We start from the raw sequence: 15,112 nt of genomic DNA on the forward strand, positions 1-15,112 counted from the left end.
TATGTCCATGAAGAATCTCTCCCTGATTTCCGCCTGCCTGCTGCTCGGCGCCTGCGGCAGCACGCCGGCGCCCCTCGACAGCGGCCTGGCCGCGCCCAGCCAGTGGCGCTACCTGGCGGCCGAGCGCAGCGATGCCAGCGACATCCGCCAGTGGTGGAAGGCCTTCGGCGCGCCGGAACTGGACAGCCTGCTGCAACGCGCGCTGCTGAACAGCCAGGACCTCGGCGCGGCGGTGGCCCGCGTACGCCAGGCCCAGGCCTCGGCGGTGATCGCCGGCGCGCCGTTGCTGCCGGAGCTGAATGCGACGCTCGGCGCCAGCCGGCAGAAACTCCTGCGCGACTCGGGCTACAGCGGTACCGACGCGACCTCCGACAACGATGCCGTCGACTCCTTCTCCGCCGGCCTCAGCGCCAGCTACGAAGTGGACTTCTGGGGCGGTCGCCGGGCTGCCTACCGCAGTGCCCTGGAAAGCCTCAAGGCCAGCGAGTACGACCGCGCAACGGTAGAGCTGACCCTGCTCTCCGGCGTCGCCAACAGCTACCTGCAGGTATTGGCGCTGCGCGAACAGCAGCGCATCGCCAGGCTCAACCTGGACAACGCCGAGCACGTCCTGCGCCTGGTGGAGACCCGCCATGCCGCGGGCTCGGCCACCGCCCTGGAGGTCGCCCAGCAGAGCAGCCTGGTCGCCAGCCAGCGCAAGCAGCTGCCGCTGCTCGAGCAGCAGGCCCATGAGGCGCTGATTACCCTGGCCACCCTGATCGGCGAGCCGGTGCAGGCGCTACAGGTGGCCGAGCGGCCTTTCGACAGCCTGCGCTGGCCGGAGACCGGAGCGGGCCTGCCGAGCGAACTGCTCAGCCGCCGTCCCGATATCGCCAACGCCGAAGCGCAACTGGCCGCGGCCCAGGCCGACGTGCAGGTGGCGCGCGCGGCGCTGTTCCCCAAGCTGACCCTGAGCGCCTCGCTGTCGTCCGGCGCCAACCGCGCCGCCGACACTTTCCGCAACCCCTATTACAACCTGGGCGCCAACCTGCTCGCCCCGATCTTCAACCACGGCCGCCTGCGCGCCGAGCGCGACCGCAGCCTGGCGCGCCAGGAAGAACTGCTGGAAACCTACCGCAAGGCGATCCTCACCGCCTTTGCCGACACCGAACGCTCGCTGAACAGCATCGACGGCCTCGACCGCCAGTTGCACTGGCAGCAGCAGGAGCTGGAGCAGGCGCAGCGCGCCTTCGATCTCTCCGACAGCCGCTACCAGGCCGGCGCGGAAACCCTGCTGACGGTCCTCGAAACGCAACGCACGCTGTACGCGGCGCAGGATGCCGCCGTGCAACTGCGACTGGCCCGCCTGCAGGCCTCGGTCGGCCTGTACAAGGCCCTCGGCGGCGGCTGGCAGAGCGACCGCCAGGGTCTCGCGCGGAAAGACTGAGGCCCGCGTTGCGCGGGCCTCCTCCATCCTTACTCGCTCTTTCGCCGTTCAGCGCCTGAGCTGGTCGCGCGCCAGCTTCAGGTTGCGCGCGTACCAGGGCCGCCGCGGCGCACGCTTGAGCCAGCCGCTCAGTTGATCTTCTTCGCTGAAGATGATGCGCAAAGCCAGCTTCATGGTTTCCACGTCCAGCTCCACCGAGTTGCTGCTCGCCTGGACATCCGAAAGCCCGCATCCATGGGTCGCCGGACCCAGCCAGGGATCGCCGACCTCGACCCATCGACCGGGCGCGAACCATTGGATGCCCTCCACTTCGCGGCGCTGCACTTCGCCAGGATGGAAACGCTCGTGGGCGCGATACCAGTCCTCGATGCGGTCGTCGATCCAGCCGTGGAACGACCAGAACACCGGATTCACATGGGAGGAAAACGGGTCGCCGAGGAAGTCGTTCTCCGGGCGGAACCAGCGCGGGGCGAAATCGGCCGGAAAACGGTCGGTCATGACCGGGGCGCCGTTGGAGGGGTCCCTCGTCACCGAGGCCCAGCGCATGTGCAGCCAGTCATGCATGCCCAGTTCCAGCTCCGAACCGAACTGGCCGAGGGTCAGCTTCGCCAGGTACGCCGGGTCCTGGTACTGCGATTCCCAGACCAGGAAATTGGCATGGTAGGCCTCGGCGCTTTTCAGGCCATGCAGCCACTCGCTGTACTCGTCGTCATCCACTGCCACCCAGGCCGGAGGCACGGAAAACCCGTCCGGATTGTCGAAGTAACGGATGAAGCCGGGACGATCGTACTCCAGCGGCACCACAGGTCGCGGCAGACGCTCCCAGGACGGCAGGTCCTGCATGGAACGCGCGGTGTGCAGCATGTGCCGGTGCATGAAAAAGAAGTCGATACCCGAGGCATTGCGATCCTTGCGCGGCCCTCGCGCATCGCGTTCGCGGTCCAGCGGGCCGGGCTGCCAACCGACTCCGCGCAACGCATTGCGTTGTTTTTCCGAAAGCCGATGCCATTTGTCCCGCGAAGCGTGCCATAGCTGGTGGAACAGTCGGTGCTGCGGCGACACCAGCCAACCGAGAAGTTTCTCGTTGAGCACGATGCGCTCATGGGCCAGGGGGAAGTGACGCTTTACCGCAACGAAGCGAAAATCCTCGTTCGGCGACAGCGGCGAACGCTCCAGGCGCTGTATGCGTCCGCTCAGGGTTCCGTCGCCCGCGTTCGCATAGTCTGCCCAGACCTCGTCGAACACCGCCGAGCAATCGTGAGTCGGCGCCACGGAACCGCTCGCCTGGTCCACCAAACGCCAGCGGATGCTTGCAGAACTGGCTCCGAGCAAGTCGCCAAGCACACGGAAGCGCGGCGGCTCCGCCGCGAGGAGACGTTCAGGAGTATCCAGGTAGCCAATCAGGCCGCGCCCCTTGGGTGCCACGTCCAGCACCAGTTGCAAGCCCTCCCGAGGCAGCCCGGGCAGTTCGGCATCACCGCCTACCAGGCGCAGGTCCCATAGACCGCGCAGGCGGTCGCCCAGTCGTATGCCATCGGTAGCCGCCAGGTCGAGCGAAGCCTCGTCAGGCGTCTGCGGCTCCTCTTCGCGGGTCAGATGACGATGTGTGTAGTAAGCCACCGGCAGCGCCGCCGCCCCGGTAAGGGCCAGGCCCGCCATGAATCCGCGTCGAGAAACCGTCATCGTCCTACCTGTATCAACCGTGAAGCTCGCTTTATCCAGCTAGAACGTTCCTTCCGTCGGCAAATTTACCGCCCACATGCCGTTCCACAGGCAACTCGACAATCCCTCCCGCGGCGCTAAATTTTCCCGCTCCGGCCTCGTCCCACCCTGACAGGTGAGTCCGCTTCGGCAGACGCTCATCCGCGCTTTCGATCTCGAACCTGACTGGGACGGCAATGACTAGAACACGCACACGCAAGGCCCTCTACCTCGGCTTGCCGATCTTCCTCATCCTCGTCGGCGGCGGCCTGCTGGCCTGGAAGACCTTCGGCCCGAGCGAAGCGGGCTACCCGCGCAAGGTCATGAAGCACGCCGAGGAGTTGCATGAGCGCATCCTCTCCTTCGATAGCCGGATCACCATCCCGCCGGACTTCGGCACCGAAGGCAACGAGTTCGACAAGGACGGACCGAACCAGCTCGACCTGGTCAAGGCGGGCCGCGGGCGCCTGTCCGGCGCTGCCCTGGCGATCTTCGGCTGGCCGGAGATGTGGAACGGCCCGAACGCGCCGCACAAGCCGACCCCCGGTTTCGTCGACGAAGCCCGCCACCAGCAGGAAATTCGTTACAAGATTCTCACCGGCATGGTCCGCGACTTTCCCAACCAGGTCGGCATCGCCTACTCCCCCGAGGACTTCCGCCGCCTGGCCATGGAAGGCAAGTTCGCCATCGTCATGAGCATGCTCAACGCCTACCCGCTGGGCGACGACCTGTCCCAGCTGGACAAATGGGCCGCCCGCGGCGTGCGCATGTTCGGCTTCAATTATGTCGGCAACAACGATTGGTCCGACTCTTCCCGTCCCTTGCCGTTCTTCAACGACACGGCGGATGCCCTGGGCGGCCTCTCCCCGCTAGGCAAGCAGGCGGTCGAACGGCTCAACGATCTCGGGGTGATCATCGACGTCTCGCAGATGTCGACCAAGGCCCTGGAACAGGTCGCCGCCCTCAGCCGCGCGCCCATCGTCGCCTCGCACTCCGCGCCGCGCGCCCTGGTGGACATCAAGCGCAACCTCAGCGACCACGAGATGCAACTGATCAAGGACAGCGGCGGCGTGATCCAGGTGGTCGGCTTCCCCGCCTACCTGCGTCCGCTGAGCAAACCGACCCTGGACAAGCTCAACGCCCTGCGCGCGCGCTTCGACCTGCCGCCCCTGGAAGGCCTGGACTATGCGCTGATGCCGGGCGATCCGATCATCACCATCTGGCCGGAACAACGCTTCGGTGAATACGCCAGCGCCCTCTACGGCATCCTGGAGGAGGAGCCCAAGGCCGGCCTCAAGGAACTGGTGGACGCCATCGACTACACGGTGAAGAAGGTCGGCATCGACCACGTGGGCATCAGCTCGGACTTCAACGACGGTGGCGGCGTGGACGGCTGGAAGGATGTCAGCGAAATCCGCAACGTCACTGCCGAACTGATCACCCGCGGTTATTCCGATGCCGACATCGCCAAGCTCTGGGGAGGCAACTTCCTGCGCGCCTGGGGCGAAGTGCAAAAACGCGCCAAGCCGACAGCCACCCCCTGACCACGCCGCAACGGACCTCCCGATGAACGACCGTCGTACCTTTCTCAAGCAGGCCGGCATTCTCGCCGCCGGCCTGCCGCTGCTTTCCGCTGCCCAGTCGCTCCGCGCCGAAGGCGTACCGAGCGACGCCGGCAATAAATGGAAAGCGCTGCGCCAGCAATTCGATCTCGACCCGCAGTATCTGCACTTCGCCAACTTCCTCCTCACCTCCCACCCTCGGCCGGTGCGGGAGGCCATCGAGCGCCTGCGGGTCCGCTTCGACCGCAACCCGGGCGAAGCGGTGGACTGGCATCGCGAGGAAATCTGGAAATACGAGGACGAGGCTCGCGCCTGGGCAGGTCGCTACTTCGCCGTGCAACCTGGCCAGGTGGCGCTCACCGGCAGCACCACCGACGGCCTGGCGGCGATCTACGGCGGCCTGCTGGTGCAGCCGGGCAAGGAGATCCTGACCTCCTCCCACGAGCACTACTCCACCTACACCACCCTGGAATACCGGCACAAGCGCATGGGTACCCAGGTCCGCGAGTTCCCGCTGTTCAAGGACCCGCACCGGGTTTCCGCCGACGAGATCCTGTCCAGCATCGCCGCTCAGATCCGCCCGCAGACCCGGGTGCTGGGCATGACCTGGGTGCAGTCGGGCAGCGGCGTGAAGCTGCCGATCCGCGAGATCGGCAAGCTGGTGCGCGAACTCAACCAGAAGCGCGACGAACAGGACCGGATCATCTACGTGGTCGACGGCGTGCATGGTTTCGGCGTGGAAGACGTCAGCTTCGCCGACTTCGACTGCGACTACTTCATCGCCGGCACCCACAAGTGGCTGTTCGGTCCGCGTGGCACCGGGGTCATCATCGCCCGCTCGGAACAGCTCCAGGAGCACCTGGTGCCGAGCATCCCGACCTTCTCCCGCGCCGACAACTTCGGCACCCTGATGACCCCTGGCGGCTACCACGCCTTCGAACATCGCCTGGCCCTGGGCACGGCCTTCGAGCTGCACCTGCAGTTGGGCAAGGCCGAGGTCCAGGCGCGTATCCACCAGCTCAACGCCTACCTCAAGCAGCGCCTGGGCGAGCATCCCAAGGTCCGCCTGGTCACGCCGACCAGCCCCGAGCTGTCTTCGGGCTTCACCTTCTTCCGCGTCGAAGGCCGCGATTGCGAGGCGGTCGCCAAACACCTGATGGCGCACCGGGTAATCAGCGACGCCGTGGATCGCGATGTCGGCCCGGTGGTGCGCCTGGCGCCGAGCCTGCTGAACGACGAGGCGGAGATCGACCGGGTGCTGGAAATCCTCGCCCCGCAACTCGCCTGACCCCTTTCGCCACTCAACGAGAACCGCCATGCACGCATTATCGCCCCTGGCCCTGGCCGCACTGATCGTCGCCACCGCCCCCGCCTTCGCCGACGAAGCGAAGAAACCCGGCACGGTGTTCAAGGATTGCAAGGACTGCCCGGAGATGGTCGTACTGCCCGCCGGCAGCTTCACCATGGGCACCCCGGACGACGAGGTCGGCCGCCAGCCCGACGAGGGCCCGCTGCACGACGTGACCTTCGCCAAGCCGTTCGCCATCAGCCGCTACCAGGTCACCGCCGGCGAACTGGACGCCTACCTGAAAGCCACCGGCGTCAAGCTGGCCGACGGCGATACCCGCCCCGGCCGCGAATGCATCGCCGGCAAGCCGCGCTACCAGCAAGGCCCTCGCCAGCCGGCGGTGTGCGTCGACTACAACGACGTGAAGAACTACGCCGCCTGGCTGTCGAAGAAGACCGGCAAGCACTACCGCATGCTCAGCGAGGCCGAGCGCGAGTACGGCGCCCGCGCCGGCAGCGCCGGCCCCTTCCCCTTCCCGTTCGACGAAGGCAAGGAATACAGCATCGCCAAGCACGCCAACACCTACGGCGCCAGCGATGGCTACAACTTCACCTCGCCGGTGGGCAGCTTCCCGCCCAACGCCTTCGGCGTCTACGACATGCACGGCAACGTCTACGAGTGGGTCGCCGATTGCTGGCACGACCACTACAACGGCGCCCCGAGCGACGGCAGCGCGTGGATGGAGGAAAAGTGCGAGCTGGTGCAGATCCGCGGCAACGACTGGGGCGAGCCGCCGATCTTCTCGCGCTCGGGCAACCGCAACAATGCGGCCCCCAGCGACCGCGGCGACTGGATCGGCTTCCGCGTGGCGCGCGAACTCTGACTCAGAATGAAGAAGGCCGGAGCGACGACACCGCTCCGGCCTTTTCGAACCCCTCGAAGGAACCGGGTTCAGAGCTTCTCGGCGAGCAGCGCCAACCCTTCGTGCAAGGCCGGGAACAGGCTGTTGTTGAAGTTGTTCCAGCGCAGCTCGAGGATGGTGTCGTCGGGTGAAATCTCCGTTTTCAGCACATCATGGAACACTTCGCCGGAATCGATGCCATTGTCCACATAGTGGAACGATGCTCCGGTCCAGTACAGCGGCTCGACCGCGACCTTCTCCATGGTCGCCCAATCCACCACCTTCTCGCCCCGCGCTCCATACAACGCGTCCAGGGTCGCATAGGCGCCACGACGCTCGTAAGGCGAGTCCTCGCGCGTCACGCCAGGATGGATATTCATGATCCGCCGTGCGAACGGAGCACCCGGGCGTACCAGCTCATCGAGGATGACCAGGAGCCCGTCCAATACCACTACATCGGCGCCCAGCTCCACCAGGGTGTCATGCAGGCGTCGCTCGAAATCGCTCTTGCCGGCCACATGCTCGGGGGTACCCCGCGGGTACCGACGGTAGGTGGACGGCACGCTGAGCAAGAGGTCGTTCAGGGTCTTGCCTTGCACCTGCAGGTCTGCCGGATAGAACCATTGCTGCCCGGGACGATAGGCGAAACCGTAGTCCTTGATTTTTCCCTGGTCGCGAGGCAGCTCCGCGTCGTCGTCGTAGATCACGCCCACGAGCTCGTAGGCATCGCCCAGCGCAGTCTGGTTCAGCGCCTCCACCAAGGACTCCAGTACCGACTTCATGTACCGCTGTTCGCCCTTGTACGGCACGTACTGGCCGGCCTTGTCGGCCGCGGCGTTTCTCAGGGACCAGATATAGGCCAGTTTCCTTTTCGTCATTTCATCATTCCCAGGAGTGGATCGAGCGCCAGAGGAAGGCAGCGCCATGTCGAGTCGAAGCGCGCGTCGACCTGCGACGGGCGGGCGCGACACCTCTTCCTGATCTGCAACGAACGGCATCGCCTGCAATTTACGTGGAAGAACCTACGCCCCGCCGAACGCCGCTAAATACCGGGCATCCTGCTTCGTCTGTCTGCAAGGAGGCCGAGACGGGTGACGCATGCTCCTGGAGCCGGTCGCCGTCCGCATTCGCAGTGCCGCAACGAAAGCCTGCGCCAGGCCACCCCACTCAACCGTCCCATGCCTACCGGCCCAGCCGGGAGCGGCCATGGAACGATCCTGGGACCCCACCGACCTAGTACATCCGGGAAGCAACTATGACCAATCCCAAGCGCGGCGCCATTCGCGAACTGCTCGCCCTGCTCAGGCCCTTTCGAGCGATCGTGGCCGTCTCCATAGCACTGGGCATGGCCGGCGGCCTTGCCATCACCCTGCTGCTGGCCAGCATCAACAACGCCTTGCACTCGGAAAACGGCCTCGGCCAAGGCGTACTGCTGTCGTTCGGCGGACTCTGCCTGCTGGCATTGGTCAGTTCGATCGTCTCCGACATCGGTACCAGCTACGTCGGCCAACACATCATCGCGAAGCTGCGCAAGGAACTCGGCGAGAAAGTCCTCTCGGCGCCCATCGAGCAGATCGAGCGCTACCGGACCCACCGTCTCATTCCGGTACTGACACACGACATTGACACCATCAGCGACTTCTCCTTTTCCTTCACCCCACTGGCCATAGCCCTGACCATCACTTTCGGCTGCCTGGGTTACCTCGCCTACCTATCGGTCCCGATGTTCCTGCTGACAGTCGTCGCCATCGTCATCGGCACGGCAGCCCAGTACCTGGCGCGCTCCCGCGGTTTCAAAGGGTTCTATGCCGCCCGCGATCTCGAAGACGAATTGCAGAAGCACTACACCGCCATCGCTTCGGGCGCGAAGGAACTGCGCATCCACCGCCCCCGTCGCTATCGCATGCACACCGGCCGCATCAGCGAAACCGCGAACAACATCCGCGACCTCCACATCAGCTCCATCAATATATTCATCCTGGCCAAGACCTTCGGCTCGATGCTGTTCTTCGTGGTGATCGGTCTGGCGCTTACGCTCCAGGCCTACTGGCCTTCGTCCAATCCGGCCGCCATCACTGGCTTCGTGATGGTCCTGCTGTACATGAAGGGACCACTCGAACAGGTGGTGACCATCCTTCCCATCGTCAGCCGCGCCCAGGTCGCCTTCCAGCGGGTCGCCGAACTTTCCGAGCGTTTTTCCTCTCCCGAACCCCATCTTCTGCTCAGCGAACAGGAGGCCCCGGACAAGACCGTCGACAGCCTGGAACTGCGCGACGTTCGCTACAGCCCCCCCGCCGTCGAAGGCAGCGAACCGTTCCATCTGGGCCCTATCAATCTGCGTATCGCCCAAGGTGACATCGTCTTCATCGTCGGCGAGAACGGCTGCGGCAAGACGACCCTGATCAAGCTGCTGCTCGGCCTCTATCGCCCGCAGTCCGGCGAGATCCTTCTCAACGGAGAACCGGTCAGCGCGGAGACCCGCGACGATTACCGCCAGCTCTTCAGCACCATCTTCGCCGACTACTACCTCTTCGACGACCTGGTCCAGGGCAAGCAGGCTTCGTTGCAGAACGCGACCCAATATCTGCAACGCCTGGAAATCGCCCACAAGGTCAGCGTCATGGACGGCAACTTCAGCACCACCGATCTCTCCACCGGGCAGCGCAAGCGCCTTGCGCTGATCAATGCCTGGCTCGAAGAGCGGCCGGTCCTGGTCTTCGACGAATGGGCCGCAGACCAGGACCCGGCTTTCCGCAGGGTCTTCTACACCGAACTGTTGCCGGACCTGAAGCGCCAGGGCAAGACCATCATCGTGATCAGCCACGATGATCGCTATTTCGAAATGGCGGACCAGTTGATAAGGCTCTCGGCAGGCAAGGTCGTCAAGGAAACCGAGACGGCGTGAAACTTTTTCATCCGGTTTTCCGTGGGTAAAACGTCATACTAAGAGAATTGAGAAGCGATCTCATTTATTCACAACTTGCCAACCTAAGAAGAGCAATCACCCATGCCAGCACCACACGGTCTCAGTCCTCTGAGTAAGGCGTTTTTGATGCGCCGTGCCTTCCAACGCAGGATGCTTCCCCACTCGCTCGCCATGGCCCTGAGCCTGCCGCTGGCGGGATATGTCCAGGCGCAGGAAGTCGAGTTCGACATCCCTCCCCAGGCGCTGGGCAGCGCACTCCAGGAGTTCGGCCGCCAGGCGGATATCCAGGTGCTGTATCGCCCGGAAGAGGTCCGGAACAAGCGTAGCAGTGCGATCAAGGGCAAGCTGGAGCCGAACCAGGCGATTACCGAGCTGCTTCGTGGCACCGGCGCATCGGTGGACTTCCAGGGCAATGCGATAACCATCAGCGTCGCCGAGGCGGCGGACAGCAGCGTCGATCTCGGCGCCACCATGATCACCTCCAACCAGTTGGGCACCATCACCGAGGACAGCGGCTCCTATACGCCAGGCACTATCGCCACGGCGACCCGCCTGGTCCTGACTCCGCGCGAGACGCCCCAGTCGATCACCGTGGTCACCCGCCAGAACATGGACGACTTCGGCCTCAACAACATCGACGACGTCATGCGCCATACGCCGGGCATCACCGTCTCGGCCTACGACACTGACCGCAACAACTACTATGCCCGCGGCTTCTCGATCAACAACTTCCAGTACGACGGGATTCCCTCGACGGCCCGCAACGTCGGCTACTCCGCGGGCAATACGCTCAGTGACATGGCCATCTACGACCGGGTGGAAGTACTCAAGGGGGCGACCGGCCTGCTCACCGGTGCGGGGTCCCTCGGCGCCACGATCAACCTGATCCGCAAGAAACCTACCCATGAATTCAAGGGCCATGTCGAACTGGGCGCGGGCAGTTGGGACAATTACCGCTCCGAACTGGACGTCAGCGGCCCGCTGACCGAGTCCGGCAACGTCCGCGGCCGGGCGGTAGCCGCCTACCAGGACAAGCACTCGTTCATGGATCACTACGAGCGCAAAACCAGCGTCTACTACGGCATCCTCGAGTTCGATCTGAATCCCGACACCATGCTTACCGTCGGCGCCGACTATCAGGACAACGATCCCAAGGGATCGGGCTGGTCGGGCAGCTTCCCGCTCTTCGACAGCCAGGGCAACCGCAACGACGTCTCCCGCTCCTTCAACAACGGAGCCAAGTGGAGCAGTTGGGAGCAGTACACCCGCACCGTCTTCGCCAACCTCGAGCACAATTTCGCCAACGGCTGGGTCGGCAAGGTGCAACTCGATCACAAGATCAACGGCTACCACGCGCCCCTCGGCGCGATCATGGGCGACTGGCCGGCACCGGACAACAGCGCCAAGATCGTTGCGCAGAAGTACACCGGCGAAACCAAGAGCAACTCGCTGGATATCTATCTCACCGGCCCCTTCCAGTTCCTCGGTCGCGAGCACGAGCTGGTGGTCGGCACCTCGGCTTCCTTCTCCCACTGGGAGGGCAAGAGCTACTGGAACCTGCGCAACTACGACAACACCACCGACGACTTCATCAACTGGGACGGCGATATAGGCAAGCCCGACTGGGGTACCCCCTCCCAGTACATCGATGACAAGACCCGCCAGTTGGGCAGCTACATGACCGCCCGCTTCAATGTGACCGATGACCTGAACCTGTTCCTAGGTGGACGCGTGGTCGACTACCGGGTAACCGGCCTGAATCCGACCATTCGCGAGTCCGGACGCTTCATTCCCTACGTCGGCGCGGTCTACGACCTGAACGATACCTACTCCGTCTACGCCAGCTATACCGACATCTTCATGCCGCAGGACAGTTGGTATCGCGACAGCAGCAACAAGCTGCTCGAACCCGACGAAGGTCAGAACTACGAGATCGGCATCAAGGGCGAATATCTCGACGGACGACTCAATACCAGTCTCGCCTACTTCGAGATTCATGAGGAAAACCGCGCGGAGGAAGACGCCCTCTACAACAGCAAACCGACCAACCCCGCCATCACCTACGCCTACAAGGGCATCAAGGCCAAGACCAAGGGCTACGAGGCGGAAATCTCGGGTGAACTGGCGCCAGGCTGGCAGGTTCAGGCTGGCTATACCCACAAGATCATTCGCGACGACAGTGGCAAGAAGGTTTCCACCTGGGAGCCTCAGGACCAGTTGAGCCTCTACACCAGCTACAAGTTCAAGGGCGCCCTGGACAAGCTCACGGTCGGCGGCGGCGCCCGCTGGCAGGGCAAGAGCTGGCAGATGGTCTACAACAATCCCCGCAGCCGCTGGGAAAAGTTCTCCCAGGAAGACTACTGGCTGGTGGACCTGATGGCCCGCTACCAGATCACCGACAAGCTGTCGGCCAGCGTCAACGTCAACAACGTCTTCGACAAGACCTACTACACCAACATCGGTTTCTACACCTCGGCATCCTATGGCGATCCACGGAACCTGATGTTCAGCACTCGCTGGGACTTCTGAGCCCGGCTGCGAAAAAGAACGCCCCGCATTGCGGGGCGTTCTGCTTCTCGGCTACCCCACGCGACCCATCGCCGAAGACGCCTGTCGGCACGACACCAAATGATTCCTGTACAGAAACAAAGAGCCCGCCTGAAGGCGGGCTTTGAACGGAACGGACCTGAGATCAGCGCCCGGCACGCTCCAGGGCGGCCCGGAAGCTCTGCACAAACTCAGGGTGGTCGATGATCTTGTCGTGCCGGGTATCCAGCACCCGCACCGGTTCGACACGCTCAGCCCCGATCGCCTCGGCCATCGAGCGCTCCACCGCGCTCCGCTGGATGGCATTGGTGCTGCGCGCGGCCCACCAGAGGCTGACCTTCGCCGTCAGACGCGGGTAATCCATCGCTTTCAGGCGCTCGTCGAGGATCTGTTTCAACTCCCAGGACACTTCCAGTTCGTTGCTCTGTGCGATTTCGCTGCGCAGTGTCGCGAACTCGGCGCCGATCTCCGCTTCCGCCCAGTCGCTCATCCTCGTCCAGCGCTGCTCATCGTCCGTCGTGGCGGAGCAGATCGATGACCAGGCCCGTTCGATATGCTCGGCCCGCTCCGGAAACATGACACCGAGCAGTTCCACCCGCATCTCGCCCATGGATAGGTTCGGGACTGCCTCCGGCGTCGGCCCGATCTCGTTCCAGAACGCTTCGACCCTGACCGGTGCCGGCGCATCGATCCAGCCGACGAAAGCCACCTGCCGCCCACGCTGCTCCAGCCGGGCCGCGACATCCATCGCCAGGTTGCCGCCGAGCGACCATCCCGCCAGGTTGAAAACCCCTTCGGGGTGCTCCTGCAGCAATTGCTCGGCGTATTCCGCAACCATATCGTCCCACTCCGGCACCTCGCGACCAGCGCCCAGCAGGGCACGGCAGACAACACCCTTGACCGGATGACGATCCCGCAGCGCCATGGCGAGGGTCTTGTAACAGTGCACAGAGCCGAAACTCGGATGGAACATGAACAGCGGCGAACCTTCGCGCCTGCCGTTGAGCGGCACCAGCAACGACTCACGCGCCTGCCCCTCGATGCATGCCGCCTGTTCCGCGACGCTGGCATGGGTCATCAGTTGGCTGATGCTCAGCGTAGCCTGGCAGGTATCGCCGATCCGCTCCTTGAGCATCAGCAGCAACAATGAGTGACCGCCCAGTTCGAAGAAGTTGTCGTCCAGGCCGACCCGTTCCACTCCCAGGATCTCCGACCAGATCGCTGCGATGCGCTGCTCCAGCTCGCTACCGGGCGCTCGATAGGCCTGTTGCGACAGGCTCGCATCCGGTTGCGGCAACGCCTGCCGGTCGAGCTTGCCATTGACCGTCAGCGGCATCCGCTCCAGCAGCATCAGGTGCGCCGGCACCATGTAGTCCGGCAGGTGCCGCTTCAGCGACTCCCGCAGCGACTCCCGCAGACGCTCGGCATCCTCCGCCGAGTCCGCCACCACGTATCCCACCAGTTGCGTGCCGCCGACCCCGTCATGGGCCAGCACCACGGCATCGCGTACCCCGGCCAGACCGGCGAGCGCCGCTTCGATCTCACCCAGTTCGATACGGAAGCCGCGAACCTTCACCTGGTGGTCGATACGCCCGATGTACTCGATATTGCCATCCGCCTGGAACCGCGCCAGGTCGCCGGTACGGTACAGCCGCTCGCCGGCGCCGCCGGGGAACGGGTTCGGCACGAAGCGGGTGGCACTCAACCCGGGCCGCCTCAGGTAGCCGCGCGCCAGCCCGGCGCGACCGATGTACAGCTCGCCCACCGCGCCGCGCGGCACCGGGTTCAGGTCACGGTCGAGGATGTACCAGGACAGGTCCGGGATGGTCCCGCCGATCGGACTGACCAGGCCACCCTCCAGGTCGGCCTCGCTCACCGGACGGTAGGTTACGTGCACCGTGGTCTCGGTGATGCCGTACATGTTCACCAGTTGCGGCTGGCGATCGCCGAAGCGCTGGAACCACGGCCGCAGGCTCTGCAGATCCAGCGCCTCGCCACCGAAGATCACGTAGCGCAGCGCCGGCTGCTGCGTCGCCATGTCGGCGGAACAGGCCACCGCCATCAGTTGCTTGAACGCCGACGGCGTCTGGTTGAGCACCGTCACGCCTTCGCGGCACAGCAGACGGTAGAAGTCTTCCGGCGAACGGCTCACCCATTGCGGCACGATCACCAGGCGCCCGCCATAGAGCAGCGCGCCGAAGATTTCCCAGACCGAGAAATCGAAGGCGTAGGAATGGAACAACGTCCACACGTCCCGCTCGTCGAAGCCGAACCAGGCCTCGGTGGCGCTGAACAGGCGCAGCGCGTTGCGGTGGGTGAGCAACGTGCCCTTGGGCTTGCCGGTCGAGCCCGAGGTATAGATCACGTAGGCCAGGTTGTCCGCCGATAGCGTCGGGAGCGGATCGCTCTCGGCGTAGCCGTCCAGCACCAGTCCGTCGATGGCCAGCACCTCCACCCCCGCCTGCCGTGGCAGGCGCTCGAGCAGATGCCCCTGGGTCAGCAGCAGCCGTACCCCACTGTCGTCGAGGATATGCGCCAGGCGCTCCTCTGGCGCCGCCGGGTCCAACGGCAGGTAGGCGCCGCCGGCCTTGAGGATCGCCAGCAAGCCGACCAGCATGTCCAGCGAACGCTCCAGCGCCAGCCCGACCGGCACGTCCGCGCCAACGCCGCGAGCGATCAGGCAGTGCGCCAGGCGATTGGCCCGCGCATTCAGTTCGCCGTAGCTCAGCCGTTGTTCGTCGAGGATCAGCGCAACCGCCTG

The 15,112-nt window shown here is 64.6% G+C and carries 8 protein-coding genes and 1 pseudogene; 6 read left to right on the top strand and 3 right to left on the bottom strand.

The features are described from left to right. Nucleotide 1: 1 nt before the first annotated feature. Entirely contained in the window at nt 2-1,426 is a 1,425-nt protein-coding gene (gene ompQ / locus HMPREF1224_RS13770) for a pyoverdine export/recycling transporter outer membrane subunit OmpQ (RefSeq protein ID WP_003122681.1), read from the top strand. A gap of 48 nt (nt 1,427-1,474) precedes the next feature. Here the strand turns inward: ompQ and pvdP are convergent, their stop codons facing one another. Next, nucleotides 1,475-3,109, bottom strand: a complete 1,635-nt coding sequence (gene pvdP / locus HMPREF1224_RS13775) for a pyoverdine maturation tyrosinase PvdP (protein ID WP_003139293.1) — start codon at nt 3,107-3,109, stop codon at nt 1,475-1,477. A 215-nt stretch (nt 3,110-3,324) separates the two neighbouring features. Here pvdP and pvdM point away from each other — a divergent pair, with 215 nt between their 5' ends. Genes pvdM through HMPREF1224_RS13790 form a run of 3 tightly spaced genes read left to right on the top strand, consistent with a single transcriptional unit; the run spans nt 3,325 to nt 6,860 of the window. Then, nucleotides 3,325-4,671, top strand: a complete 1,347-nt coding sequence (gene pvdM / locus HMPREF1224_RS13780) for a pyoverdine-tailoring dipeptidase-like protein PvdM (protein WP_003103610.1) — start codon at nt 3,325-3,327, stop codon at nt 4,669-4,671. Between the two features lie 22 nt (nt 4,672-4,693). After that, on the top strand, nt 4,694-5,977 hold the full coding sequence (pvdN, locus tag HMPREF1224_RS13785; protein WP_003114503.1) for a pyoverdine-tailoring periplasmic protein PvdN: 1,284 nt from the start codon (nt 4,694-4,696) through the stop codon (nt 5,975-5,977). 28 nt (nt 5,978-6,005) lie between these two features. Further along, nucleotides 6,006-6,860 carry a dihydropyoverdine dehydrogenase gene (locus tag HMPREF1224_RS13790; protein WP_010793019.1) on the top strand — a complete coding sequence of 285 codons (855 nt, stop codon included), beginning with the start codon at nt 6,006-6,008 and terminating at the stop codon, nt 6,858-6,860. A 68-nt stretch (nt 6,861-6,928) separates the two neighbouring features. On the opposite strand, the gene pvdF is transcribed toward HMPREF1224_RS13790, so the two are convergent. After that, a complete protein-coding gene (gene pvdF, locus HMPREF1224_RS13795; protein ID WP_003114501.1) occupies nt 6,929-7,756 on the bottom strand; it encodes a pyoverdine biosynthesis hydroxyornithine transformylase PvdF in 828 nt (275 codons plus the stop codon). A 377-nt stretch (nt 7,757-8,133) separates the two neighbouring features. Between pvdF and pvdE the strand changes: the two genes are divergently transcribed. Further along, complete coding sequence (gene pvdE, locus HMPREF1224_RS13800) at nt 8,134-9,783, top strand: pyoverdine export ABC transporter PvdE (protein ID WP_003103601.1); 1,650 nt, start codon at nt 8,134-8,136, stop codon at nt 9,781-9,783. Between the two features lie 102 nt (nt 9,784-9,885). Next, nucleotides 9,886-12,333, top strand: a complete 2,448-nt coding sequence (fpvA, locus tag HMPREF1224_RS13805) for a ferripyoverdine/pyocin S3 receptor FpvA (protein WP_073646983.1) — start codon at nt 9,886-9,888, stop codon at nt 12,331-12,333. A gap of 163 nt (nt 12,334-12,496) precedes the next feature. Here the strand turns inward: fpvA and pvdD are convergent. Beyond that, a pseudogene (gene pvdD, locus HMPREF1224_RS13810) lies at nt 12,497-15,112 on the bottom strand (pyoverdine non-ribosomal peptide synthetase PvdD); the annotation flags it as partial.

Source organism: Pseudomonas sp. P179 (genome assembly GCF_000478485.2).
GTDB classification, from domain to species: Bacteria; Pseudomonadota; Gammaproteobacteria; order Pseudomonadales; family Pseudomonadaceae; genus Pseudomonas; species Pseudomonas aeruginosa.

Bases quoted from the DNA above. Each gene is read 5' to 3' on its own strand.
- ompQ (WP_003122681.1), top strand. From the start codon at position 2: ATGTCCATGAAGAATCTCTCCCTGATTTCCGCCTGCCTGCTGCTCGGC.
- pvdP (WP_003139293.1), bottom strand. From the start codon at position 3,109: ATGACGGTTTCTCGACGCGGATTCATGGCGGGCCTGGCCCTTACCGGG.
- pvdM (WP_003103610.1), top strand. From the start codon at position 3,325: ATGACTAGAACACGCACACGCAAGGCCCTCTACCTCGGCTTGCCGATC.
- pvdN (WP_003114503.1), top strand. From the start codon at position 4,694: ATGAACGACCGTCGTACCTTTCTCAAGCAGGCCGGCATTCTCGCCGCC.
- HMPREF1224_RS13790 (WP_010793019.1), top strand. From the start codon at position 6,006: ATGCACGCATTATCGCCCCTGGCCCTGGCCGCACTGATCGTCGCCACC.
- pvdF (WP_003114501.1), bottom strand. From the start codon at position 7,756: ATGACGAAAAGGAAACTGGCCTATATCTGGTCCCTGAGAAACGCCGCG.
- pvdE (WP_003103601.1), top strand. From the start codon at position 8,134: ATGACCAATCCCAAGCGCGGCGCCATTCGCGAACTGCTCGCCCTGCTC.
- fpvA (WP_073646983.1), top strand. From the start codon at position 9,886: ATGCCAGCACCACACGGTCTCAGTCCTCTGAGTAAGGCGTTTTTGATG.